The following is a 23,764-nucleotide window of genomic DNA, read 5'->3' on the forward strand; positions in this document are numbered from 1 at the left end:
CCGGGTCAGGCGGTTCCGACCGTGCTCTGTCGCACGATGAGGCTCGGTGCGAGGCCTACCACGCGGTGCTCGTGGCTCGGGTCGTTGATCTCCTCGAACAGCAGCTCCGCGCCGCGCGCGCCCATGTCCTCGCCCGGCTGCCGCACGGTGGTCAGCGGGATGGGGCTGTCCCACGCCTCCTGGTTGTCGTCGTATCCGACGATCGCGACGTCGCCCGGGACGTCGACGGTGCCCGACGCGGACACCGCCTGAAGCAGCCCGGCCGCAGCGAGGTCCGCGACGGCGAAGATCCCGTCGATGTCGCCGGCCTCGATCCTCGGCAGCAGCTCGCGGCCCACGCGCCACCCGTCTGCGCGGTGCACGTTCTCCACGCTCACGCGCGCGACGATGCTCGCGTCGCTCGCGTCCACCACCTCCTCGAAGCCGGCAAGGCGTTCGGCGACCGGTTGCAGCTCGTGGGGCGGCGAGACGACGGCGAGGCGGCGCCTGCCGAGCCCGACCAGGTGACGGGCCGCGATCGCACCGCCGGCGCGGTTGTCGGCGTGGACCGAGCAATAGCGGTCGTCGAGGTTGCGGTAGTCGAGGAACACGAGCGGCCGCTCGCCGCGATGATTCGCGGCCAGGCTCTCGTAGTGGGCCGCGTTGTTGATCGACACGAGCGCGCCCAGGGTGTGCACCGCCTCGAACATCCCCAGGTACCGCCGCTCGCGGTCGAGATCCGTGTACGAGTTCGCGATGAGGACGTATCCGTTGCGCTCCTCGACGATCCGCTCGACGCCGCGCAGCATCTCCACGAACAGCGAGTTCGCCACGTCCGACAGCACCAGACCGACCGCCGGCATGGTGCCGACCGCCAGCGAGCGCGCGGTGCCGTGCGGCACGAAGCTCAGCTCCGCGATCGCGCTCTCGACCCGCTGGCGCGTGGCCTCCGCGACGCGCTCCGGGTGGTTGAGCACGTGCGACACCGTGCCCTTCGACACGCCCGCGAGCGCCGCCACGTCGGCGAGGCTGCTACGCCGCGCCGCGGCGGCGCGGCGGACGGACGGTCCTGAGGTCACGCGCTCACTCTACGGGCGCGTCGGGGTGCGATCTCGCAGGCATGACACGTGCGCGGGTCCGGGGAGCGGCTCCCGAGCCGGGCGCGCCTCAGCCGCCCGCGTACCCGACCACGGTGTAGATCACGCACGCCGCGCCGAGCAGGAGCACGGCCGCCGACATCGCCGCCACCAGCAGGCCCGGTCCGAGGTGCCGACCTGTGCGCACCCGATGGAGGTGAACGGCCCGGTACCGCAGCACCGCGACGGCGAGCGTGGCGAGCGCGCACAGCGACCCGCCCGCGGCGAGCGCGACCGCCGCCCCGGCCACCGGCGCGAACACCCCGGCGGCTCCCAGCGACGCGACCGCGAAGGCCAGAGCCGTGCGTTGCCACGCGAGCGCCGTGCGCTCGAGCGCGAGGCCCTCGTCCGCGGCCGTGCCGTCCGTCACACGACCATCCCGACCACCACGAGCACCATCCCCGTCACCGCGCCCACCGTGACGAGCATCCCCACGCGGGGCCCCGGCAGCGGTGTCCCGAGGCGCAGCGCGCGCTCGGCCCGCAACCACCCGACCAGCCCCGCGACCCCGGCGACGATCCCGAGCACGCAGAACAGCACCGCGACGATCAGCCGGATGGTGACGTGGATGGGAGCATCGAGGGCCTCGAGGCCCACCCCGGTGGCGAACAGCGCGAGCGAGGTGCGGGTCCAGGCGAGGTAGGTGCGCTCGTTGGCCATCGAGAACCGGGCATCGGGGGCGTCGCCGACGCCGTAGACGCGGCGAGGGAAGCCAGGCGAGTCGGCCATGGTGCCAGCGTAGGGCGAGGTCAGCCGAGCGGGACGATCGCGACGGTGTCGGGCAGCGCGGCGTCGCCCACGACGTCGACCTCGCAGGCGAGGTGCTCCTCGCTGTCGAGCCACCACACCACGGTGACGTGGTCGCGGCCCTCCGCCGCGAGGGCGGCGGCGGACGCCTCGGCCTCGACCTCGTCGACCTCGACCCCCGCGGAGTCGAGGAGCCCCTGCTCCTCGAGGAACGCGCGCAGGTCGCGCCACTCCGCGGCACCGTAGACATCCCCGGCGACGATGCGCGGGAGCGCCTCCCCGTCGGTCGCCGAGTCCGCGTATGCCGCCTCGCACACCTCGACCGCGTCGGCCCTTCCCTCGCTCATGCCGGACCGCAGGCCCGACGCGACGAACGCCCCGATCACCACGAGCGCGGCGACCGACGCGGCGATCGCGAGGGGCATCCAGGTGCGGGGGGTCGGGTTCGCGTCGGGGGCCTCGGACATGGCCCCAGCCTAGGCGGGTGTTCTCGCCTCGCCGAGCGCCTCCGCCACGGCGGGGTGGACGATGCGCCCGTCCCGCACGTTGACCCCGCCGGCGAGCGCGGGGTCCCCGGCCACGGCATCGTCCACCCCGTCCGCCAGCCTCAGGATGTACGGCAGGGTGGCGTTGGTGAGGGCCCGCGTCGCGGTCACGCCGACCGCGGCGGGCATGTTCGCGACGGCGTAGACCTGCGAGCCCGCGACCCGCCTGACGGGGTCGTCATGCGTCGTGGGCACCGCACCCTCGATGCATCCGCCCTGGTCGATCGCGATGTCGACCAGCACGCTGCCGGGACGCATGCGCGCGATCATCGCCTCGGTCACGACGACGGGCGCGGGACGCCCGGGCAGCAGGACGGCCCCGATCACCAGGTCCGACTCCTCCACCTCCGCCGCGATGGCGTGGGCCGTCGACGCGAGGGTGCGCACGCGACCGCCGTGACGCTCGTCCAGGCGGCGCAGCGCCGGCAGCGAGAGGTCGATCGCGGTGACGTCGGCGCCGAGCCCCACCGCCTGCGCGATCGCGTGCGAGCCCGCGACCCCGGCGCCCAGCACGGTCACGCGCGCGCCGGGCACGCCGGGCACGCCCGCGAGCAGCACTCCCCTCCCGCCGTGCGGCCCGAGCAGGTGGTGCGCGCCGGCGAGCACCGCGAGCCGCCCCGCGACCTCGCTCATCGGCGTGAGGAGCGGCAGCGACCCGTCCGCGGCCTGGACGGTGTCGTACGACAGCGCCGTGGTGCCGGCGCGGACCAGCGCGTCCGCGACCGCGGGGTTCGCCGCCAGGTGGAGGAACGTGAACAACGCGTTGTCGCGCAGCAGGCCGAGCTCGTCCGGCTGCGGCTCCTTGACCTTGATCACCAGGTCCGCGGCCCACGCGTCCTGTGCGGACACGAGGCGTGCGCCGGCGGCCGCGAGGTCGGCGTCCGTGACCCCCGCGCGGTCTCCCGCGCCGGATTGCACCAGCACGTCATGCCCCCGTGCCGCGAGCGCGTGCGCGCCGGCGGGCGTCAGCGCGATACGCGTCTCGCCGCTCTTCGTCTCCGTGGGGACACCGACACGCATCGCCGCCTCCTCGCGTCTCCCTCCAGTCCTACACCAGGACCTGGGGGCGGGGCGGGCGCGACGTCAGTAGCGGTCGTAGGTCTGGTACTCCCAGTGCCACGGCTCGTACTTGCTGGTCTTGGCCCAGTCGGGGTTCCAGAAGCCGTACGTGGCCGCGTTGTTCGCGAACCACGTGTAGTAGACGCCGTACGCGTGCGTGCTGCACAGGTCGATCGCGAGCCCGAGCCCGTGCATCGACGTGCCCGGGGTCGCCGCGAGATAGCCCTTGGACGCCTTGGTCGCGTACTGGCTCGACAGGCTGCGGTACGAGTCGGTGATGCAGATGTCCGTGCCGAACTCGGACTTGAAGCGCTCGTTGAGCGCCGCGAAGGCGAGCGCGGCGTCGGGGCGTAGCGCCTGGCCGGAGATCCACAGCGAGCACAGCTGATCGCTGCGCAGGTTGCCGTTGGACATCACGGGGTCGAACTCGGGATCGCAGTCGGGCAGCAGGCTCGACGCGACGGGCATGTCGTTCGCGGTGAGGACGGCGCCGGACTGGTCGTCGACCGTCGGCAGGGGCAGGTCCGAGGACTCGAACTGGGGGCCGGCGCCCAGGATCGCGGTCGCGGTGGTGGGCGACTGGCCCTTCACCACGCCGGGGATCTGCTCGGCCGCGTTCGCGTACGGCGTGATGGTGCCCATCACCGGGTAGATCACCATGGCGGCCAGGAAGCCGACCATGACGCCCGCGCGGGTGACGAGCTTCCGGCGGCGCAGGCTGGTGCGCACCTGGATCTCGGCGGTGTGCTCGACGCGGCGCTCCCTGCGGGAGCGGTGGGTCGGTCGGAGCGCGTGATGGGCGGCGCGCTTGCTCACCATCGCCTCCTTGGGGCCACGGACATCGGATGCACGAACGTCCCGGGGCGTCATCTCCGCCGGGGCGTCCGCGTCAATTATTACCAAATGGTAACGATGGGGCCAACCCCCTGGGGATGTCGGCTCCGTCACATCCCGTGATCGGTCACCGTCCTGCTACGCGCTCGCGTCCCTCCGGGCGAGCGAATCGCGCACCTCGCCGACCAGCTCCTCGAGGATGTCCTCGAGGAACACCATGCCGACCGCGCGGTCGTCGCGCATGACGGTCGCGACGTGCGCGCCGGAGCGCCGCATGAGCGCGAGCGCGAGCTCGACCTCCGCCCCGTGCTCCACGGCCGGCAGGTCGCGCACGCGCCACGCCTGGATGGGCTCCTCACGCTCACCGGGCCGCGCGTAGAGCGCGTCCTTGATGTGGAGGTAGCCCACGTAGACGCCGCCCTCGGTCACGGGGAACCGCGAGAATCCGGTGTCGGTCGCGACCTCCTCGAGCTCCTCGACCGTCACGCCGAGCGCGACGGCGCGCACGCCGTCGAGGGGCACCATGACCTCCTCCACGGAGCGCTCGGAGAACTCGATCGCCGTGGTGAGCAGGCCGGTCGGGTCGGAGATGGTGCCTTCCGCGGAGGACCGCTCGACGATGCTGTGGACCTCGTCGGCGGTGAACGCGCTCGTGACCTCGTCCTTGGGCTCGAAGCCGAGCATGCGGACGGTGGCGTTCGCGACCCAGTTCAACGCGACGATGATCGGGCGCACGGCCCGCGCGACGGCGACGAGCGGCGGACCGAACACCATGGCGGCGCGGTCGGGGCTCGACACCGCGGCGTTCTTGGGGACCATCTCGCCGACCACCACGTGCAACCCGACGATCACGAGCAGGGCGATCGCGACCGCGACGCCATGCGCCGCCGCCTCGCCGAGCCCGAACGCGTGGAGCACCGGTTCGAGGGCGTGCGCGAGCGCGGGCTCCGCCACGACGCCCAGCGCGACGGAGCACACGGTGATGCCCAGCTGCGACGTCGCGAGCATGAGCGAGACGTTCTCCATGGCCCACAGGACCGTGCGCGCGGCACGCGAGCCCTGCTCCGCGCGCGGCTCGATCGAGCTGCGGCGGGCGGAGATGATCGCGAACTCCGCGCCCACGAAGAACGCGTTCGCGAGCAGCAGCGCGGCCACGGCGACCACCATGCCCGCGCTCATCGCTCCTCCTCCGCGATCTCGATCGGGGTGAGGCGCACGCGATCGATGCGGCGGCCGTCCATGCGCTCGACGCGTGCACCCACTCCGGGTGCCGCGACCGCGTCGCCGGCCTCGGCGACGCGTCCCAGGCGCGCCATGACGAACCCGCCCAGGGTCTCGTACGCGGGCGACTCGGGGATCACCAGGCCCGTGCGCTCGCGCACCTCGTCCGGCCGCAGGTCGCCGGGCACGATCCACGCGCCGCCGGGCGCGCGGTGCACGGCGGCGCGACGGCGGTCGTGCTCGTCGGCGACCTCGCCCACGAGCTCCTCGACCACGTCCTCGAGCGTGACGAGCCCGGCGGTGCCGCCGTACTCGTCCACGACGATCGCGCACTGGTGCCCGAGGCCGCGCAGCTCGACGAGCAACGGCCTCATCCGCATGGTCTCGGGGATGCGGGGGGCATCCGCCATGAGGGCGCGGACCGCGGCCTCGGAGCGACGATGCGCGGGCACCGCGATCGCCGCCCGCAGGTGGACGATGCCGAGCACGTCGTCGGTGCCCTCCCCCACCACCGGGAAGCGCGAGTGGCCGGTCGCGCGCGACGCGGCGATGACGTCCGCCGCGGTGGCGTCGCGGCCGAGCGTGTGCAGCCGCGTCCGGTCCGTCATCACGTCGATCGCCGCGAGATCGTCGAGCTCGATGGAGTTCTTGAGCAGCAGCGCCGTCGAGGGTGCGAGCGTGCCCGCCTCCGCGCTGCGGCTCACCAGCGCGGCGAGCTCCTGCCGTGAGCGTCCGCCCGCGAGCTCCTCCTTCGGCTCGATCCCCATGAGGCGCAGGATCCCGTTGGCCGCGGCGTTGAGCAGCGCGATGACGGGACGCAGCGCCCCGGTGAACGCCATGTTGAGCGGCGCCGCGACCTCCGCGGTGCGCAGCGGCTCGGCGAGCGCGAGGTTCTTGGGGATGAGCTCCCCGACGATCATCGAGAACGCGTTGACGACCACGAGCGACACGATGCCGGCGAGCCCCGCCACCGCGGCGCGCGAGAGCGGCGTGGTCGACAGCGGCACGGACAGCAGCTCCACCAGCGCGGGCTGAGCGGTGTAGCCGAGCAGGATGGTGGTGAGCGTGATCCCCACCTGGGCGCCCGAGAGCTGCGTCGAGAGGCGCCGCAGCGCGGTGCGGACCCGGCGTCCGCGACCCTGGTCCTCGACGTGGGACGGGTCGAGGGCGACCAGCGAGAACTCGGCGGCGACGAAGACGGCGGTGCCGAGCGTGAGGAGCACCCCGACGCCCACGAGGAGCCAGGCGGTCATGGTCGGCCGGAACTGTCAGGGTCCATGGTGTCGAAAGGATACAGGCGACGGCGCGCGCCGCACAGGCCGCAACTGTTATATTTCATCTATAACAACAAGCGAAAGGCGGCGCCATGGACGGACCGCTCATCGAGATCGCCGGCCTGACCAAGACCTTCGGCGCGGTCACGGCGATCCAGGACGTGTCGTTCGTGGCGGAGCCGGGCCGCGTCACCGGCTTCCTGGGTCCCAACGGCGCCGGCAAGTCCACGACGCTGCGCACCCTGCTCGGCCTCGTCTCGCCCACGGCGGGCGAGGCTCGGATCGGCGGCCGCCCCTACCCGGACCTCGACCGCCCGGCCGCACTGGTCGGCGCGCAGCTCGAGACCGCGTTCCATCCGGGCCGCACGGCCCTCGACCACCTGCGCACGGTCGCTCCACTCGTCGGCGCGTCGGACGACCGCTGCGACGAGGTGATCGCGACCGTGGGCCTCACCGAGGCGGCCCGGCGTCGCGTCGGCGGGTTCTCGATGGGCATGCGGCAGCGGCTGGGGCTCGCGACCGCGCTCCTGGGCGATCCCTCCGCGCTGGTGCTCGACGAGCCCGCGAACGGCCTCGACCCCGCGGGCATCACCTGGATGCGCGGATTCGTGCGCGCATTCGCCGCGCACGGTGGCACCGTGCTGCTGTCCTCGCACCTGCTCGGGGAGGTCGAGCAGACGGTCGACGACGTGGTGATCATCGCGCGCGGACGGGTCCGTCACGCGTCCTCGCTCGCCGAGCTGCGCGACCTCGCCCACCCGGCCGCCTCGCTCGCCTCCCCCGACGCGGCGCGCCTCGCGCGGCTCGCGGACGCGCTCCCCGGCGCCACGCTCACCTCGCCCCACGACCTCACGGTGCCGCAGCTCACGCCGGCGGAGCTCGGCGCGCACGCGTTCGCGGCGGGGGTCGAGGTGCACCGGTTGACGGAGACGGGCGAGACCCTCGAACAGGTGTTCCTGCGGCTCACCGAGGAGGCGGCATGAGCGCCGCGATCCGCAGCGAGCTGCGCAAGATCCTCACCACGCGCCTGTGGTGGGCCCTGCTCGCCATGATGGCGGTGGCCGTCGCCTTCTTCGCCGTGGTGTTCGCGCTCGCGCTCACGCTGGGCGACACCACCGGACCCGACGGGCAGCCGCTCGCGATCGAACCGTCCCACCTCGCGCTCACCGTGTACACCGCGGGCGTCTCGCTCGCGTACGTGTTCCCTCTCGCCTTCGGGGCGATCATCGTCACCAGCGAGTTCCGGCACCGCACCATCGCGACCACGCTGCTGGCCGAGCCGAGGCGCGCCCGCGTCATCACCGCGAAGCTGCTCGCCGCGATCCCGTTCGCCCTCCTCTACGGGCTGGTCGCGGCGGCCGTCGCCGTCGCGGCGGGCGCGCCAGCGCTCGCGCTCGCAGGAGCCGAGACGATGCTCGGCGACGCCGAGGTGTGGCGCGCCCTGGGCGCGACCGTCGCCGCGATGGCCGCCTGGACGCTCGTCGGCGTGGGATTCGGCACGGCCGTCACCCACCAGGTGGGCGTGATCGTCGGTCTGATCGTGTGGACCCAGCTCGTCGAACCTCTCGTGCGGCTCGCGGCGGGGTTCTGGAGCGCGGCCGCACCGATCGCGCGGTTCCTGCCTGGCGCCGCGGGCGAGGCCGTGGTCGGGACCAGCTTCTACTCGGCGTCGGGGCTCGCGACATTGCTCCCCGCCTGGGCGGGCCTGCTCGTGCTGCTCGGATACGGCCTGGTGGCCGCGGCGATCGGGTGGCGGACGACCTTCCGTCACGACATCTCGTAAAGGTTCCCCAAAACTTTCGGAAGGTGGTTCCGACCCCGACCCGTTTGCGTGGAAGATAGGAACCACTGATCACCATCGACGCTGATGCGCCAAGAAAGCGAGCGGCCTCCACCGTGTCCCCAGACACCTCTGCGCCCGATACCGACCGTGTCTCCGTCGCCCGCGCTGCAGGTGCCCCATCCGTGGCGTCGCTCATCCTGGGCGACGCGCGCGGGGCAGATGCGACGCCGGGCGATGCCGCCACGCGCCAGGAGACCCCTGACGCCGGGCAGAACCCCACCGTCCCCCAGCCCCCCACGCAGGCGATCCCGACGGTGACCCCGTCCGCCTCCGCGGGTGCGATCCCGCCGCCGCCTCCCCCGCCGCCCGCCGCGCAGCGCGCCGACGCTCCCACCCCCGCGGCCGAGCCCGCGCAGGACGCCACGTCGCCCGCCGCCCCCGAGGCGCCCCGCAGCAAGCCGGCGCCCGCGACCGCCGCATCGTCCGCCGAGGCGGACCCGACCGCGACGCAGCCCATCGCGACGGCGCAGGCGCCCACCGCGGCCTACCTGCAGCACGCCGAGCTCTCGCAGGTCGCGCCCAAGGACGTGACCCAGGGCATCGCGCGCCTGCGCGGCCCCGCCGCGCGCGTGGTCGAGAACATGGAGTCGAGCCTCGCGGTGCCCACCGCGACGTCGGTGCGCACCGTGCCCGCGAAGCTGCTCATGGACAACCGCGTGGTGGTGAACAACCACCTGGCACGCACGCGCGGCGGCAAGGTGAGCTTCACGCACCTCATCGGCTTCGCGATCGTCGAGGCACTGGCCGAGTTCCCGTCGATGAACGTCGCGTACGCGGAGCAGGACGGCAAGCCCGCACTGTCGACGCCGGCCTCGGTCAACCTGGGCCTCGCGATCGACCTGGCGCGCCCGGACGGCACGCGCCAGCTGCTCGTGCCGTCGATCAAGGGCGCGGACCGCATGGACTTCGCCGAGTTCTGGTCCGCCTACGAGGACGTGGTGCGCCGCGCCCGCAACGGCGCGCTGCAGGCCGCCGACTTCCAGGGCACCACGCTCACGCTGACGAACCCGGGCACGCTCGGCACGGTCCACTCGGTGCCGCGCCTCATGAACGGCCAGGGCGCGATCATCGGCGTCGGCTCGATGGACTACCCCGCCGAGTTCCAGGGCGCGTCCGAGGACACCGTGACCCGGCTGGGCGTGTCGAAGGTCATGACCCTGACCTCGACGTACGACCACCGCGTCATCCAGGGCGCGCAGTCGGGCGAGTTCCTCGGGATCGTGCACCGCAAGCTGCTGGGTCTGGACGGCTTCTACGACCGCGTGTTCTCGTCCGTCCGCGTGCCGTACGAGCCCGTGCGCTGGGTGCAGGACGCCGCGACCGACCCCGCCACCGAGGCCGCCAAGCCGGCGCGCATCGCGGAGCTCATCCACGCGTACCGCTCGCGCGGCCACCTCATGGCCGACGTGGACCCCCTGTCGAGCCGTCCCCGCAAGCACCCCGACCTCGACGTGCAGACGCACGGCCTCACCCTGTGGGACCTCGACCGCTCGTACGAGACCGGCGGCTTCGCCGGCCAGCAGTCGTGGAAGATGCGCACGGTGCTCAGCCGCCTGCGCGACGCGTACTGCCGCACCATCGGCCTCGAGTACATGCACATCGCGGACCGCGAGCAGCGCTCGTTCTTCCAGGACCGCCTCGAGCACGGCTACACCAAGCCCACGCGCGAGGAGCACCTGCGGATCCTGCACCGCCTCAACGCGGCGGAGGCGTTCGAGGCGTTCCTGCAGACCAAGTACGTGGGCCAGAAGCGCTTCTCCCTCGAGGGCGGCGAGTCCCTGATCCCGCTGCTCGACTCCGTGATGAGCGCCGCCGCCGAGGCGGGCGTCCACGAGGTCTGCATCGGCATGGCCCACCGCGGCCGCCTCAACGTGCTCGCCAACCTCGCGGGCAAGAGCTACGGCCAGATCTTCTCCGAGTTCGAGGGCACCGCCGTGCCCGGCTCCGTGCAGGGCTCGGGCGATGTCAAGTACCACCTGGGCACGGAGGGCACGTTCACCGCCGAGTCGGGCGCCACCACGCGCGTCTACCTCGCCGGTAACCCGTCGCACCTCGAGGCGGTCGACCCGGTGCTCGAGGGCATCGTGAGGGCCAAGCTCGACGCGCTGGGCGCGGACCCGGCGACGGACGGCTACCCCGTCCTGCCGGTCCTCATCCACGGCGACGCGGCCTTCGCCGGCCAGGGCGTGGTCCTCGAGACGCTCAACATGGCGCTGCTCAAGGGCTACCGCACCGGCGGCACCGTGCACGTCATCATCAACAACCAGGTGGGCTTCACCACCGGGCCCGAGTCCTCGCGGTCGACGCGCTACTGCACCGACATCGCCAAGGGCTTCCAGATCCCGATCTTCCACGTCAACGGCGATGACCCGGAGGCGTGCGTGCGCGCCGCGCGACTCGCGTTCGAGTACCGCGAGCGGTTCGGCCGCGACGTGATCGTCGACATGGTCTGCTACCGCCGCCGCGGTCACAACGAGGGCGACGACCCGTCGATGACGCAGCCGCGCATGTACGACCTCATCGAGGGCAAGCGCTCCGTCCGCCACCTCTACACCGAGGCGCTCATCCGTCGCGGCGACATCACCACCGAGGAGGCCGAGTCGGTCTCGAAGGACTACCTCGCCCAGCTCGAGCGAGTGTTCATCGAGACGCGCGAGGGCTACAAGCCGGCGTCCGACTCCGAGGCCATCTCGGGCCTCGAGCTGCCGTCCTCGCAGTCCTCGGACGCCGGAGTGATGGTGGGCTGGAAGACGGCCGTGTCGGCCAGCCAGGTCGAGCGGATCGGACGCGCCCACGTCCGCCCGCCGGAGGGCTTCTCCGTCCACCCCAAGCTCGAGAAGCTGCTCGAGCGTCGCGAGGTCATGAGCCGCGAGGGCGGCATCGACTGGGGCTACGGCGAGATCCTCGCGTTCGGCACGCTGCTGCAGGAGGGCGTCCCCGTCCGCGTGTCCGGACAGGACTCGCGCCGCGGCACGTTCGTCCAACGACACGCCGTCTACCACGACCGCAACACGGGCTCCGAGTGGACGCCGCTGCTGTACCTGTCCTCCGACCAGGCCCGCCTGCACATCTACGACTCCCCGCTGTCGGAGTACGGCGTGCTGGGATTCGAGTACGGCTACTCGGTCGAGCGGCCGGACTCGCTGGTGGTCTGGGAGGCGCAGTTCGGCGACTTCGTCAACGGCGCGCAGACCATCATCGACGAGTTCATCTCCTCCTCCGAGCAGAAGTGGGGGCAGTCCTCGTCCGTGGTGCTGCTGCTGCCCCACGGCTTCGAGGGCCAGGGCCCGGACCACTCGTCGGCGCGCGTCGAACGCTTCCTGCAACTGTGCGGCGAGGAGAACATGATCGCCGCGATGCCGTCCACGCCCGCCAGCTACTTCCACCTGCTGCGCCGCCAGGCGTACAACCGACCCCGCAAGCCGCTCATCGTCTTCACGCCGAAGTCGATGCTGCGCCTGCGTGCCGCGCAGTCCGCGGTCGAGGACTTCACCACGGGCACGTTCCGTGAGGTCATCGGTGATGATGCCGTGGATCCGGGCGGCGTCGACCGCGTCCTGCTGTGCGCGGGCAAGGTCTATTACGACCTCGTCGCGGAGCGTGAGCGTACCGGGGACACGGCGACCGCTATCGTGCGTCTTGAGCAGCTGTACCCGCTCGCGCACGACGCGATCCGCGAGGCACTCGCCCCGTTCGATGGCGCCGAGCTGGTGTGGGTCCAGGAGGAGCCTCAGAACCAGGGAGCGTGGTCGCGCATGTCGTTGAGCCTTCCGCAGGTGGTCGGCACCACCCTCGGGGTGGTGTCCCGCCCGGCGTCCGCCTCGCCCGCCTCGGGCCTGGCGTCGCGCCACGCGGCCGAGCAGGCGGAGCTGGTCGCGCGGGCCTTCGCCCGATGAGGAACGTCTTCCTCGTCGGCGACGAGCTGGTCGCCGGGCACGGCGACCCCAAGGCGCTGGGGTGGGCGGGGCGCGTCGCGGCGCGCACCCTCCCCCTCGCGCCCGACCTCGCGTTCCACACGCTCGCGGTGCCGCACGAGACCACCGGCGAGCTCACCAGCCGATGGGACGAGGAGGCGCTGCGCCGCACCGCGCGCAGCGAGCCCACGGCGAACCACGTGCTCTTCGCGATCGGCCGCCACGACGTCCACCGCGGGGTCTCCCCCACGATGACGCGGCTCAACATCGCGAACTTCCTCGACCGGGCGCACGCGCTGGGTTTCGAGACCCTCATCGCCGGCCCCCCGCCGGGCGCCGAGGCCGACAACCCGCGCATCGCGGAGCTCGCCGCCGTGTGCGAGGACGCCGCCTCACGCCGGGGCGTGGGCTACATCGACATGTACGGCCCGCTCGCGCGCCACGAGCAGTGGGGCGCGGACATGGCCACGGGCCATGACTCGCTGCCGCTGCAGGCCGGCTACGGCCTCATGGCGTGGCTGGTGCTGCACTCGCGGTGGCACTCGTGGCTCGGCATCGAGCCACCCGCGGCCTGATGGGCCGGAGTTCCGCTGCCAGTCTCCACACACCATGCCCGGTGTGAACGTTCACCCGATGCAACTGTCCGCACATCACCCCTGGTGAGAGGCATGCAGCTGCATTTCTCGTGTGGAACGCGGCTCGGGGACAACGCGCCCCCGAGAGCCGCGAGGCGTCAGTCGATGACGCCGGCGCCGCGCAGCTCCACCAGCAGGTCGTGCGGACGCGACGCGATCGCGACCGCGTCGTCCAGCGCGACCACGTTGTCCCGCACCAGCTGGAACAGGTGCTGGTCGAACGTCTGCATCTTGTAGTACTCGCCCTCGGCGATGAGGTCGAGGATGGGCGGCTGGCTCGACGGGTCGACGATCGCCTCGGCGGTGCGGCCGGTGTTGACCATCACCTCCGCGACGAGCGTGCGGCCACCGCCGTCGCCCTTGCGCACCAGGCGCTGCGACACGATGCCGCGCAGGGTCTGCGCGAGGGTCGCGCGGACCTGGTTCTGCTCGTGCGGCGTGAAGAAGTCGACGATGCGGTTGATGGTGTCCTGCGCGTCCACCGTGTGGAGCGTCGCGAGCACCAGGTGGCCGGTCTCGGCGGCGGACAGCGCCGCGCGGACCGTCTCGATGTCGCGCATCTCGCCGACCATGATGACGTCGGGGTCCTGGCGCATGGCGGCGCGCAGCGCGGACGTGAAGTCGAGCGTGTCGGAGCGCACCTCACGCTGCGAGATGATCGCCTTCTTGTCCTGGTGGAGCACCTCGATCGGGTCCTCGATCGTGACGATGTTGACCTCGCGGTAGCTGTTGATGAGGTCGATCATCGACGCGAGCGTGGTGGTCTTGCCGGAGCCCGTCGGGCCGGTCACCAGGACCAGGCCGCGCGGCTCGAGCGCGAGGTCCGCGATGACGCCGGGCAGCCCCAGCTCCTCGAAGCTCTGCGCTCCCACCGCGACGCGACGGAACACCAGGCCCTCGGCGCCGCGCGCCACGTAGGCGTTGACGCGGAAGCGGCCCACGCCGGACAGCGAGAACGCGAAGTCGGCCTCGTGCGTGTCGCGGAACACGGGGACCAGGTCCTCGGGCAGCACCTGCGCGACCATGTGGCGCGTGTCCTCGGGGGTCAGCGGCGGCACCTGCAGCTTGCGCAGCCGGCCGTCGACTCGCACGCGGGGCGCGGAGCCCACCTTGCAGTGCAGGTCCGAGCCGCCCGTCGAGGCAAGCGCATGCAGGAACGGGATGACTGACTGGGGCTGATCGCTCACGGTTCCTCCATCGGCATCCGGCTCACCCGGCTTGAGGGGAGCGTAGCCGTGACCGCCGCCACCCGGGCCCCCGGTGTGACGAGGTCCTCAGATGTGGGAGGATAGGGGGTCGAATTCCTGCGTCCAGAAAGGGGAACGTTGTGAGCAAGCGAGGCCGCAAGCGCAAGGCGCGCGCGAAGGGTGGCGCCAACCACGGCAAGCGGCCCAACGCCTGAGCCGTTCCGCCCGGATGAATGAGGAAAGCCGCATCGGCCTCGCCGATGCGGCTTTCGTCGTTCTCAGGGGGACGATGCGCGGGTGACCGGGGCGCGTGACGCGCCCCAGGCATCGTCCCCGGCGCTCGCTAGGCGCTCTCGGGCCGGGTGGCCCGGATGGTCTCGAGGATGCGCGAGCGCAGCTCCTCGGGCGCCACCTCGTGACCAGCCTTGTTGACCAGGCGCTTGATCTTCTCGTTGATCTTGTGCTCCGCCTCGCACGGCGCGCACTCCTTGAGGTGCTCGCCGATCCGGTGGATCTCATCCTCGGGCAGCTCGTGGTCGATGTACTCGAACAGTCGATCGAGCGCCTCTTCGCATTCAGGCTTCGGCACGGCACACACCCCCGTCCTTGTCCTTCTGGCCCTTCTTCACGGGCGCCTTCTCGTAGAGACCACGCTCGGCGGCGTAGTCGCGCAGCTTCTCTCGCAGCAGCTTCCGGCCGCGGTGCAGCCGGGACATCACGGTCCCCACGGGGGTGTCCATGATCTGGGCGATCTCCTTGTACGCGAACCCCTCCACGTCGGAGAGGTAGACGGCCATGCGGAAATCTTCCGAGAGCTCGGACAGCGCCCGCCTGATCTCGTCGTCGCCGAGCGCGTCGAGCGCGTTGTCCTCGGCCGAGGCGAGACCGCTCGACGTGTGCTCCGCCGCGGCGGCGAGCTGCCAGTCCTCGACGGACTCCGCGTCGGAGCGCTTGGGCTCACGCTGCTTCTTGCGATACGTGTTGATGAACGCGTTGGTCTGGATGCGGTACAGCCACGCCTTGAGGTTGGTCCCCGGCGTGAACTTGTCCTGCGCGGCGAACGCCTTGGCGAACGTCTCCTGGACCAGGTCCTCGGCGTCCGCGCCGTTGCGCGTCATGCGCAGCGCGGCGGCGTACAGCTGGTCCATGTAGGACAGCGCCTCGGCCTCGAAGTCGAACTCTGCAATGTCGGTCATCGGTTGCGAGCGTACAGGCGTGGGACGTCGCGCGGGAGTGCGCGACGCCCGGGGCCTCTCCACGGTGGTCGTCACAAAGGTCCGTAACGGTGAGCCTCGCTCTCGCATTCCCGCCCCTGACGGCACGCCCGCGTGTTGGTAGCGTAGGAGGCATGTTGCGTGCACTTGCCCGGCCGCTCCTCGCCTCGTGGTTCATCTACGGAGGCGTCCAGAGCTATCTCGAGCCCGAGACGCGCGCCGCGCGCGTCGCCCCCACCGTCGAGCCCGCGCTCAAGGAGCTGGGTCTCGAGGAGGTCAGCACCGTCGACCTGGTGAAGGTCCACGGCGCCGCATCCGTCGCGCTGGCCGCCACCCTCGCGCTGTCACGCAGCCCGCGCGCAGCCGCGCTCGGCCTCGCGGGTCTTGCCGGCGCCACCGCGGCCCTCACCCACCCCTTCTGGAAGGAGGAGGACGAGGCGCGCAAGGAGGCGGAGCTCGAGCAGTTCCTCAAGAACGTGTCGCTCGTGGGCGGCGTGCTGCTCGCGGCCACGGCGGGCCACAGCCAGCGTCACATCGACCGCAAGAAGGCAAAGAAGGCCAAGGCCAAGGAGAAGGCGGTCGAGGCCAAGCTGAAGGAGAAGGAGGCCAAGGCGGAGGTCAAGGCCGCTCTCAAGGCCGCAGCCAAGGCGAAGGACCAGCCCGAGGCCACGCCCGCCAAGAGCTCGAAGAGCGCGAAGAAGAAGCGCGCCGCGTGAGCGGCACCCTTCCCTCCGGCACCGGACTCGGCGAGGCGTGGGACGCGCCCGCCGCGCATCGTCCCCTCGACGCGACGGTCTCCGTCCCCGGCTCGAAGTCCCTGACCAACCGCTACCTGGTGCTCGCGGCGCTCGCCGCGGAGCCCGTGACGGTCCGCGGCGGCCTGCGCTCGCGCGACTCGGAGCTCATGATCGGCGCGTTGCGCGGCCTGGGCGTCGAGGTGGACGATGCGGGCGCCGAGTGGCGTGTCACGCCCGGCCCGCTGCGGGGCGGCTCCCACGTGGACTGCGGGCTCGCGGGCACGGTCATGCGGTTCGTGCCTCCCATGGTGCTCCTGGCTGACGGCCCCGTGAGCTTCGACGGCGACGAGGGCGCCCGCGTGCGCCCCATGGGCCCGCTGCTCGACGCGCTGCGCCTGCTGGGCGCCACTGTCGACGACGACGGCCGCGGCACGCTGCCGTTCACCGTCACCCCGCCCGCCGAGGTGCCCGACGTGGTCGAGGTCGACTCGTCGTCCTCGTCGCAGTTCGTCACCGGGCTGCTGCTGACCGCGCCGCGCCTGCCCGAGGGGCTCACCATCCGCCACACCGGCGCGACCCTGCCGAGCCTGCCCCACATCGACATGACGTGCGAGACGCTGCGCGAGGCAGGCATCCGGGTCGACCAGCCCGACGAGCGCACCTGGGTGGTCCACCCGGGCGACATCCGTCCGGGGGACGTCCGCGTCGAGCCGGACCTGTCCAACGCCGGCCCCTTCATGGCCGCCGCGCTGGTCGCCGGCGGCAGCGTCCGCATCCCCGGCTGGCCGTCCGCGACCACGCAACCGGGCGCGTACTTCCCCGAGCTGCTCGAGCGCATGGGTGCGACGTGCACGCTCGAGGGCGACGTCATGACCGTGACCGGCACCGGCGAGATCCGCGGCATCGACGCCGACCTCTCCCCCGCCGGCGAGATCACGCCCACCATCGCGGCGCTGTGCGCACTGGCCGAGGGGCCGTCGCGGCTGAGCGGGATCGGCCACCTGCGCGGCCACGAGACCGACCGCCTCGCCGCCATCGCGGCCGAGGTGGAGCGGCTGGGCGGACGCTGCACGGCGGACGATGACTCGCTGACCTTCGGAGGGGTGCCCGCGGGCGGCCTTGCGGGCGCCGCCATGGAGACCTATCACGACCACCGGATGGCGACCTTCGCGGCGATCGTCGGGCTGGCCGTGGCCGGCGTGCACGTGATCAACGTCGGGACCACCGCGAAGACCATGCCCGACTTCCCGCGCATGTGGACGGGGATGCTCTCGGCGTGAGCGACTGGAGCCGCTACGACGAGTCCGACGCCAAGGTGCGCCCCAATCGGCGCGGCTCGCGGCCTCGCACCAAGATCCGTCCCGCGCATGACGAGGCCGTCGACGGCACGGTGATCGCGGTCGACCGCGGTCGCTACACGGTCCAGGTGGACGATGCGGTGGTCACCGCCGTCAAGGCCCGGGAGCTGGGCAGGCGCGGCCTGGTCATCGGCGACTGGGTGAAGGTGGTCGGCGACGTCTCCGGCGCGCCCGACACGCTGGCCCGCGTGGTCAAGCGGGACGAGCGCAGGAACTCGCTCAGCCGGACGGCCGATGACACCGATCCCACCGAGCGGGTGATCGTCGCCAACGCGGACCAGCTCGCGATCGTCACCGCGCTGGCCGACCCGGAGCCGAACCCGCGCATGATCGACCGCTGCCTGGTCGCGGCCTTCGACGCGGGCATGACGGCGCTCCTGGTGCTGACCAAGGCGGACCTCGCGAGCGCCGACGAGCTGCGCGCCGCCTACGAGCCGCTGGGCGTGACCGTGATCGAGACGTCCACCAAGCGGGAGGGCGGCCCGGAGGTCGATCCCGGCTTCGTGCGCTTCCGCCAGGAGCTCCACGGGATCACCACCGTCCTGGTGGGCTACTCGGGCGTGGGCAAGTCCACGCTGGTGAACGCCTTGGTCCCCGACGCGGGCCGCGCGGTGGGCGTGGTGAACGACGTCACCGGCCGCGGCCGTCACACGTCGACGTCCGCGATCCGCTACGAGGTCCCCACCGCGGGGTGGATCGTGGACACGCCCGGCGTACGGTCCTTCGGGCTCGCGCACATCGACCCCGACCGGTTCATCCACGCCTTCCCCGACGTGTCTGCCGCCACCGACGAGCTCTGCCCTCGGGGCTGCACCCATGAGAGCGCCGCACTGGGCTGCGAGCTCGACGCCTGGGCGGCCGACGACCCGGCGCGCCAGGCCCGGGTCGAGTCGATCCGGCGCCTCCTCGCCTCCCGCGCGGCCGGCGACCAGTACTGACGCGCCCGCCCGGCCCGGGCATCGTCGCCGGTAGGTTGAAGCCATGACGGACGCCCCCTACGCCGACGACCTGCTGCTCGCCCTCGCCATCGCGGACGAGGTCGACCGCCTCACCCTCGCGAACTTCGCGACAGGGGATCTCACGGTCGAGACCAAGCCGGACGACACCCCCGTGACGGCGGTCGACCGCGCCGCCGAGCGCATCGCACGCGACGCCATCGCCCAGCACCGCCCCGACGACGCGTTCGTGGGCGAGGAGTACGGGACCACGGGCACGGGCGCGCGGCGGTGGGTCGTGGACCCGATCGACGGCACCAAGAACTTCATCCGCGACGTGCCGGTGTGGGCGACCCTGATCTCCCTGCTCGACGGCGACGACGTGGTCGTGGGCGTGGTGAGCGCGCCCGCGCTGCACCGCCGCTGGTTCGCGGCGCGCGGTCAAGGGGCGTGGCTGGGCGCGTCGGAGGCGACCGCCCGTCGCATCTCCGTGTCGGGCGTCGACTCGCTGAGCGAGGCCTCGCTGTCCTACTCGGACCTGTCGGAGTGGCGCGAGTTCGGCCGGCTGGACGCCTTCATGGGCCTCATGGATGCCGTGTGGCGCACGCGCGGCTACGGCGACTTCTGGAGCTACATGATGGTCGCGGAGGGCGCCGTCGACATCGCCGCGGAGCCCGAGCTCGAGCTGTACGACATGGCCGCGCTGGTGCCGATCGTCGAGGAGGCGGGCGGCCGCTTCACCGGCGTCGACGGCACGCCGGGTCCGCACGGCGGCAACGCGCTGGTCACCAACGGGCTGCTCCACGATGAGGTGCTGCGCCGCCTCGCGTGACCTCCATGAAGGTCAGGCGGGCTTGAGGTGGGCCAGCTCGGACGCGTCGTACCAGAGCAGGTCGCGCTCCTCGAGGGAGTCGAGGGCGTCCTCGTCACCGCCGACGGCGGCGCGCACGTCCGCGGCCGCGTCGGCCTCGTCGACGAACGCGCACGCGATCGCCGAGGCGGGGATGCGCCCCTGGACGCGGACCGCGGCGGGGTGCAGGTCCGGGTCCGCCTCGCACTCGGCACGCGTGAGCTCCGCGACCACGACGACGCGCAGCGGCGACCCGACCTCGATCACGGAGGCACGGGCGGCGACGTCGCGAGCGATCTCCGCGAGCTCGTCCGCGTCGTCCGAGTCGACGATCGCGAGCAGGCGGTCGGTCACGGCATAGGCGAGCGGCGGCTCCCACAGCCCGTCCGCGCAGCGAGGGAGGTCGTCGACGGTGGCCGGGATGTACACGCGCATGCGGTCAGTCTGTCACCGTCGCGGGCGTGCCACGCGAGGCGCGCGCGTGGGTCACCACGGCGGCACCGAGCGACGCGATCGCGCGCCTCAGGGGTGAGCGGGGCGCCGCCTCGGCGAGCGTCCGGCCGTCCCTGACGGCCCCATCGCAGGCGCGCGGATCCCACGGCAGCGGCCACACCTCCGCGATCCCCGCGTGGCGGCCCAGCGCCGCCGCGATGGCGTCCTCGGGACGCGCGCCCGCGACCGATGCCCGGATGCGGTTCACCGCCACCACCGGGGTCGGCCCCTCATGGTCGAGCAGCAGGTGGACCAGCCGCACCAGCTGGTGCGGCTCCGCTCCCCCGACGGCGACGACCGCGTCGGCCTCGGCGAGGCCCGCGAGCGTCGCATCGTCCCGGCGCGGACCCAGCGTGGCCGGACCGGCCGCCGCCTCCGCCGAGGCGGCGAGATCGAGCACCACCACGTCGGCTGCCGCGCGGAGCGCCGGCCACAGGCGCTCGAGCGCCGGCGCGGTGACCTCCGGCCAGCGCGCGGCACGCGTGAGCCCGGTCACGACCCTCAGCCGCGGCGCGACCTCGAGCGCGTGCCGCTCGAGCAGCGATCCCGGGTCCTCCCCGCGCGCGGCGGCCCGCGCGACCGACGCGATCCCGGGCGCCTCGTCCGCAAGCCCGAGCATCGACGAGATCGATGCGCCGTACGTGTCGAGGTCGACCAGCATCACGCGATGACCCGCGAGCGCGGCCTCGGCGGCGAGGTTGACCGCGACCGTGGTGCGTCCCGGCGCACCGCCCGTGCCCCACACGGCGACCATCGCCCCGTCGCCGACGGTCGGGGGTGGAAGGAACTCGGGGGCCGGTGTGTCGACGGCGGCCAGCACCGCCTCCGCGAGGCTACCGTCCGCCACGGCGATGCCGATCGCGTCGAGACGCGCGGACTCGCCCACGCCCACGATCCCGGCGCCCGCCCTGCGCATCGCCGCCACCGCGTCGGCGTCGAGGTGGGGCTGGTCCGAGAGCACCACCACGACGCCCAGCCCGGCGCGCACCACGGCGACGGCCTCCGCGAGGTCCGCGCAGCGGCGCACCACCGTGAGCCGCGGGTGGGCGTCGACCTCCGCGACCACGCGCGCCTCCGCGTCGCCACGCACCGCGACCACCACGCCGAGCGGCGCGCTCACGCGGCCCCCACCACCGCGACCTCGGAAGCGGCGGACAGCGCGTCGAGCAGCAGCCCCACGTCGTCCGCGGGCACCACCACGTATACCGTCTCCCCGGCGAGCCCGAAGGAGCCCTCGTCCCGCTCGACCGCCGACACGGGCAGCGACTCCCCCACGCGCTCCGAGGCGCCCGCCTCCGGGGTCACCCAGACGTCGACCACGGAGCCGGCGTCGACCCCGGCGGCGACGGGTGCGGTGGTGACCACCGCGACCGGACGCCCGTCGAAGTCCTCGCGCGCGGCGACCGCGCTGGCGGGCAGCAGCTCGCCCGCACCGACAGCGCGCGTCACCACGGAGCCGAACGGCGCCTGGTCCGGCGCCCCGAGGTATTGGTCGCCCACCCGCACGTGCGCGACCACCAGGGTGGACTCGTCGAGCACCGTGCCGGGCGCGAGGTCCGTCGCGGCCGCGTACACGGGGGCGGTGCGGTCCGCCCCGCGCAGCATCGCCGCGACCCCCACGACGGCGACCACGATCAGCAGCACCCCGACCACGAGGCGCGGGTCGCGCCACCCCGGCGGTCGCAGCCTTGCGGCGACCGCCTGCACCTGTGCGCCCATCGGCACCCCCCATTGCCGCCGGATACCGCCATCATGCCTGGTGGATGGGCTCGCGTGAAGTCCTGTGGACAGCGGGCATGCGTGACGGCGCCGTGTCACAATGGCCGGGTGCCTCCGCGGTTCCTCAAGCTCAGCGACGTTCAGGAGATCCTCAACATCTCCTCCCCGCAGGCCTACGCCCTGGTGCGGTCCGGCGACCTGCCCGCGATCCAGGTGGGCGGACGCGGCCAGTGGCGCGTCGAGGAGGAGCAGCTCGAGGCGTACATCGCGCGCCAGTACGCGCTCGCCAAGGAGCACCTGAAGGAGCGCGAGACCCGCTGACCTGCGCTAGCGGGCCCGGACCGCGAGCAGCGCGGCCGATGCGATCGCGACCGACCCCGCGTCCGTCACCAGGTCCAGGTGGTCGGCGCCGACCGCGCCGATGATCCCGCGCCAGCGTCCACCGTCGGTCTCGACGGCCACCGCGAGCCCGGCCTCCGCGAGCTCGCGCAGCGCCGCGGCCACGGTGAGGCGGAGCCGCACCTCGCCGAGCACCGTCGCGGCGTGTCCCAGTCCGTCGGCGGCCGCCACCGCCGCGAGCGGCACCAACGCCTGACCGTCGCCGACGTCGAGCAGCACCCAGGAGCCGGCGACGTCCGCCACCGCGCCCCTCACCTCGGAGCCCCCGCGCAGCACCAGGCGCACGGGCCCACCGCGGTGCGCCGCGAGCCGCCCGGCGAGCGTCACCGCCGCCCGTTCGTCCCGGGTGCGCTCCTCGATCTCGACGTCGAGGTCGACGCGCTCGGCGACCTCGAGCCTCGACTCGAGGTCGGCGAACAGCAGCTCCCAGCGCATGGCGCCACGCTAGCGCCCGCATCCACAGCCCGCCCGCAGCGGTGGACAGATCGGACATCACTGAGTTACACCAGGAGATATCAAACTGCATCAAACAACATCTAAGAGGGGCAAACCATGAACGTGGTGGGGACGATGCGGCCGTCAGGGGCCGCGGGGACGATGCGGCGGTCGGGGGCCGCGGCGCGGGCGGCCTGGGCGTCGCTCGCCGCGACGGCGGCGGCACTCGTGACTGCCGGCGCGGCATCCGCCCTGGCCTGGCAGACCCTGCACCGGGTCGACTGGCGCGTGTGGGCCGCCGCCGACGCCGTGGTGGTGGTCGCGGGAGCCGTGGCCGCGACGGTCGCGGCCCGGTTCCTGGTCGAGGTCGCCGCCGCCCTCGCGGCGATCGCCCACGGCGCATCGGCGCCGCGCTGGACGGGCCGGTTCGCGCGGGCCACCGCTGCCGCTCTCGCCGCGACGCTGCTCGGTGCCGGTGCCGCACAGGCCGCGGACCCGCCGCCCTCCGCGGGCTGGCTCCCTGCCCAGGGCGCCTCGACGGCCGTCCCGTGGACCCCGGCGACCGAGGCGCCGAGCCCCGCGCGCATCGTCCCGACGGCGGCGCCGACGGCGACGGAGCGCCCGGATGCCGGGGCGCCACCCGGCCGTTCCGTGCACGTGGTCGCCGCCGGCGAGTCGCTGTGGTCCATCACCGCGGACGCGCTGGACACGGACGAGGCCGGCGCGATCGCCGCCGCGTGGCCGGAGCTCTACCGCGCGAACCGTACCGCGATCGGCGGCGACCCGGACCTCATCCACCCGGGTCAACGGCTCACGGTCCCCGCCGCCCTCGAGGGGGGCGCCCGATGAGCGCCGAGCCGGCATGGGCGCCTCGACCGGCCCGGCGCGACGTCTACGGGAGGCGGCGGCCCACGCTGGGAGACCCCACCCCGCTCGCGTGCACCGTCGCGCTCACCGCGATCGAGGTGGCCCACGGCGGCGATGGCATCGACACGCTGCTGCGGTGGGTCACGCCGGAGGTCCGCGAGTCCCTGGCGCGGCAGCACTCGATCGCCCGGCGCACCGGGCGGCGGGGAGGCACGGAGGCGAGCATCCTGCGCGCCCGCGCCTGCCGGGTGTCGCGCGGCGCGGCGGAGATCGCGGCGGTCGCGATGATCGGGACGCGCGCCCATGCCGTCGCGATCCGCCTCGAGGACCTCGCGGGCCGGTGGGTCATCACCGTGCTCGACATCGGCTGAGGGCAGACGCCAC

The 23,764-nt window shown here is 73.1% G+C and carries 27 protein-coding genes; 12 read left to right on the forward strand and 15 right to left on the reverse strand.

Annotated elements, in window-relative coordinates; genetic code table 11:
* Positions 1–5 precede the first annotated feature (5 nt).
* The 8 genes from AOM01_RS07860 to AOM01_RS07895 form a co-directional block, all read right to left on the reverse strand.
* On the reverse strand, positions 6–1,058 hold the full coding sequence (locus tag AOM01_RS07860) for a LacI family DNA-binding transcriptional regulator (RefSeq protein ID WP_062291494.1): 1,053 nt from the start codon (positions 1,056–1,058) through the stop codon (positions 6–8).
* An 88-nt stretch (positions 1,059–1,146) separates the two neighbouring features.
* Positions 1,147–1,485, reverse strand: coding sequence for a DUF202 domain-containing protein (locus AOM01_RS07865; RefSeq protein ID WP_062291497.1), 339 nt, complete (start codon positions 1,483–1,485; stop codon positions 1,147–1,149).
* Positions 1,482–1,844 carry a YidH family protein gene (locus AOM01_RS07870; RefSeq protein ID WP_062291500.1) on the reverse strand — a complete coding sequence of 121 codons (363 nt, stop codon included), beginning with the start codon at positions 1,842–1,844 and terminating at the stop codon, positions 1,482–1,484. The genes AOM01_RS07865 and AOM01_RS07870 overlap by 4 nt, the downstream gene beginning before the upstream one ends.
* A gap of 20 nt (positions 1,845–1,864) precedes the next feature.
* A complete protein-coding gene (locus AOM01_RS07875) occupies positions 1,865–2,329 on the reverse strand; it encodes a hypothetical protein (protein ID WP_062291502.1) in 465 nt (154 codons plus the stop codon).
* Between the two features lie 9 nt (positions 2,330–2,338).
* Positions 2,339–3,427 (reverse strand): alanine dehydrogenase, encoded by a 1,089-nt coding sequence (gene ald, locus AOM01_RS07880; RefSeq protein ID WP_062291504.1) that lies wholly within the window; start codon positions 3,425–3,427, stop codon positions 2,339–2,341.
* A gap of 63 nt (positions 3,428–3,490) precedes the next feature.
* A complete protein-coding gene (locus AOM01_RS07885; RefSeq protein WP_228374252.1) occupies positions 3,491–4,282 on the reverse strand; it encodes a M15 family metallopeptidase in 792 nt (263 codons plus the stop codon).
* A gap of 156 nt (positions 4,283–4,438) precedes the next feature.
* Positions 4,439–5,479 carry a hemolysin family protein gene (locus tag AOM01_RS07890; protein ID WP_062291509.1) on the reverse strand — a complete coding sequence of 347 codons (1,041 nt, stop codon included), beginning with the start codon at positions 5,477–5,479 and terminating at the stop codon, positions 4,439–4,441.
* Positions 5,476–6,774 (reverse strand): hemolysin family protein, encoded by a 1,299-nt coding sequence (locus AOM01_RS07895; protein ID WP_062291511.1) that lies wholly within the window; start codon positions 6,772–6,774, stop codon positions 5,476–5,478. Before AOM01_RS07895 ends, AOM01_RS07890 begins: the two co-directional genes overlap by 4 nt.
* 113 nt (positions 6,775–6,887) lie before the next feature.
* Between AOM01_RS07895 and AOM01_RS07900 the strand changes: the two genes are divergently transcribed.
* From AOM01_RS07900 to AOM01_RS07915, 4 genes are all read left to right on the forward strand, one after another.
* Positions 6,888–7,778 (forward strand): ATP-binding cassette domain-containing protein, encoded by an 891-nt coding sequence (locus AOM01_RS07900; RefSeq protein ID WP_062291513.1) that lies wholly within the window; start codon positions 6,888–6,890, stop codon positions 7,776–7,778.
* On the forward strand, positions 7,775–8,578 hold the full coding sequence (locus tag AOM01_RS07905; RefSeq protein ID WP_062291518.1) for an ABC transporter permease: 804 nt from the start codon (positions 7,775–7,777) through the stop codon (positions 8,576–8,578). Before AOM01_RS07900 ends, AOM01_RS07905 begins: the two co-directional genes overlap by 4 nt.
* Positions 8,579–8,760: 182 nt before the next feature.
* Positions 8,761–12,534: a multifunctional oxoglutarate decarboxylase/oxoglutarate dehydrogenase thiamine pyrophosphate-binding subunit/dihydrolipoyllysine-residue succinyltransferase subunit gene (locus tag AOM01_RS07910; protein ID WP_228374253.1), complete on the forward strand. Its 3,774-nt coding sequence runs from the start codon at positions 8,761–8,763 to the stop codon at positions 12,532–12,534.
* Positions 12,531–13,127, forward strand: coding sequence for a GDSL-type esterase/lipase family protein (locus tag AOM01_RS07915; protein WP_062291521.1), 597 nt, complete (start codon positions 12,531–12,533; stop codon positions 13,125–13,127). Before AOM01_RS07910 ends, AOM01_RS07915 begins: the two co-directional genes overlap by 4 nt.
* Positions 13,128–13,285: 158 nt before the next feature.
* Here the strand turns inward: AOM01_RS07915 and AOM01_RS07920 are convergent, their stop codons facing one another.
* The gene (locus AOM01_RS07920; RefSeq protein WP_062291524.1) at positions 13,286–14,374 is read right to left on the reverse strand and encodes a type IV pilus twitching motility protein PilT; all 1,089 of its coding nucleotides are present in this window, start codon (positions 14,372–14,374) and stop codon (positions 13,286–13,288) included.
* Positions 14,375–14,514: 140 nt separating this feature from the next.
* Between AOM01_RS07920 and AOM01_RS14835 the strand changes: the two genes are divergently transcribed.
* Positions 14,515–14,589, forward strand: a complete 75-nt coding sequence (locus tag AOM01_RS14835; RefSeq protein ID WP_371327667.1) for a 50S ribosomal protein bL37 — start codon at positions 14,515–14,517, stop codon at positions 14,587–14,589.
* Positions 14,590–14,717: 128 nt separating this feature from the next.
* Here AOM01_RS14835 and rsrA read toward each other — a convergent pair whose 3' ends face one another.
* Together rsrA and AOM01_RS07930 are read right to left on the reverse strand one after the other, a co-directional pair.
* The gene (rsrA, locus tag AOM01_RS07925) at positions 14,718–14,963 is read right to left on the reverse strand and encodes a mycothiol system anti-sigma-R factor (protein ID WP_062291527.1); all 246 of its coding nucleotides are present in this window, start codon (positions 14,961–14,963) and stop codon (positions 14,718–14,720) included.
* Positions 14,950–15,570: a sigma-70 family RNA polymerase sigma factor gene (locus tag AOM01_RS07930; RefSeq protein WP_062291528.1), complete on the reverse strand. Its 621-nt coding sequence runs from the start codon at positions 15,568–15,570 to the stop codon at positions 14,950–14,952. Before AOM01_RS07930 ends, rsrA begins: the two co-directional genes overlap by 14 nt.
* Before the next feature lie 152 nt (positions 15,571–15,722).
* On the opposite strand from AOM01_RS07930, the gene AOM01_RS07935 reads away from it, so the two are divergent.
* The 4 genes from AOM01_RS07935 to hisN are packed head-to-tail and all read left to right on the forward strand — an operon-like array spanning position 15,723 to position 19,450.
* A complete protein-coding gene (locus tag AOM01_RS07935) occupies positions 15,723–16,304 on the forward strand; it encodes a hypothetical protein (RefSeq protein WP_062291534.1) in 582 nt (193 codons plus the stop codon).
* Positions 16,301–17,605, forward strand: a complete 1,305-nt coding sequence (gene aroA / locus AOM01_RS07940; protein ID WP_062291540.1) for a 3-phosphoshikimate 1-carboxyvinyltransferase — start codon at positions 16,301–16,303, stop codon at positions 17,603–17,605. The genes AOM01_RS07935 and aroA overlap by 4 nt, the downstream gene beginning before the upstream one ends.
* Positions 17,602–18,621 (forward strand): ribosome small subunit-dependent GTPase A, encoded by a 1,020-nt coding sequence (gene rsgA, locus AOM01_RS07945; protein WP_062291862.1) that lies wholly within the window; start codon positions 17,602–17,604, stop codon positions 18,619–18,621. The genes aroA and rsgA overlap by 4 nt, the downstream gene beginning before the upstream one ends.
* Before the next feature lie 43 nt (positions 18,622–18,664).
* A complete protein-coding gene (gene hisN, locus AOM01_RS07950) occupies positions 18,665–19,450 on the forward strand; it encodes a histidinol-phosphatase (protein WP_062291541.1) in 786 nt (261 codons plus the stop codon).
* A 12-nt stretch (positions 19,451–19,462) separates the two neighbouring features.
* On the opposite strand, the gene AOM01_RS07955 is transcribed toward hisN, so the two are convergent.
* From AOM01_RS07955 to AOM01_RS07965, 3 genes are read right to left on the reverse strand one after another with little or no spacing between them, the layout of a single operon-like run.
* Positions 19,463–19,903 (reverse strand): DUF6912 family protein, encoded by a 441-nt coding sequence (locus AOM01_RS07955; protein ID WP_062291544.1) that lies wholly within the window; start codon positions 19,901–19,903, stop codon positions 19,463–19,465.
* 4 nt (positions 19,904–19,907) lie between these two features.
* Positions 19,908–21,080: a CpaE/TadZ family protein gene (locus tag AOM01_RS07960; protein ID WP_062291546.1), complete on the reverse strand. Its 1,173-nt coding sequence runs from the start codon at positions 21,078–21,080 to the stop codon at positions 19,908–19,910.
* On the reverse strand, positions 21,077–21,679 hold the full coding sequence (locus AOM01_RS07965) for an SAF domain-containing protein (RefSeq protein WP_062291557.1): 603 nt from the start codon (positions 21,677–21,679) through the stop codon (positions 21,077–21,079). The genes AOM01_RS07960 and AOM01_RS07965 overlap by 4 nt, the downstream gene beginning before the upstream one ends.
* 108 nt (positions 21,680–21,787) lie before the next feature.
* Between AOM01_RS07965 and AOM01_RS07970 the strand changes: the two genes are divergently transcribed.
* A complete protein-coding gene (locus AOM01_RS07970) occupies positions 21,788–22,000 on the forward strand; it encodes a helix-turn-helix domain-containing protein (protein ID WP_062291560.1) in 213 nt (70 codons plus the stop codon).
* 6 nt (positions 22,001–22,006) lie between these two features.
* On the opposite strand, the gene AOM01_RS07975 is transcribed toward AOM01_RS07970, so the two are convergent.
* On the reverse strand, positions 22,007–22,513 hold the full coding sequence (locus AOM01_RS07975) for a hypothetical protein (protein ID WP_062291562.1): 507 nt from the start codon (positions 22,511–22,513) through the stop codon (positions 22,007–22,009).
* Between the two features lie 135 nt (positions 22,514–22,648).
* Between AOM01_RS07975 and AOM01_RS07980 the strand changes: the two genes are divergently transcribed.
* Both AOM01_RS07980 and AOM01_RS07985 read left to right on the forward strand, forming a co-directional pair.
* The gene (locus AOM01_RS07980) at positions 22,649–23,362 is read left to right on the forward strand and encodes a LysM peptidoglycan-binding domain-containing protein (RefSeq protein ID WP_169746535.1); all 714 of its coding nucleotides are present in this window, start codon (positions 22,649–22,651) and stop codon (positions 23,360–23,362) included.
* Positions 23,359–23,751, forward strand: coding sequence for an Rv3235 family protein (locus tag AOM01_RS07985; RefSeq protein WP_062291567.1), 393 nt, complete (start codon positions 23,359–23,361; stop codon positions 23,749–23,751). The genes AOM01_RS07980 and AOM01_RS07985 overlap by 4 nt, the downstream gene beginning before the upstream one ends.
* Positions 23,752–23,764 lie beyond the last annotated feature (13 nt).

The organism is Demequina phytophila (genome assembly GCF_000971135.1).
Lineage (GTDB): Bacteria > Actinomycetota > Actinomycetes > Actinomycetales > Demequinaceae > Demequina > Demequina phytophila.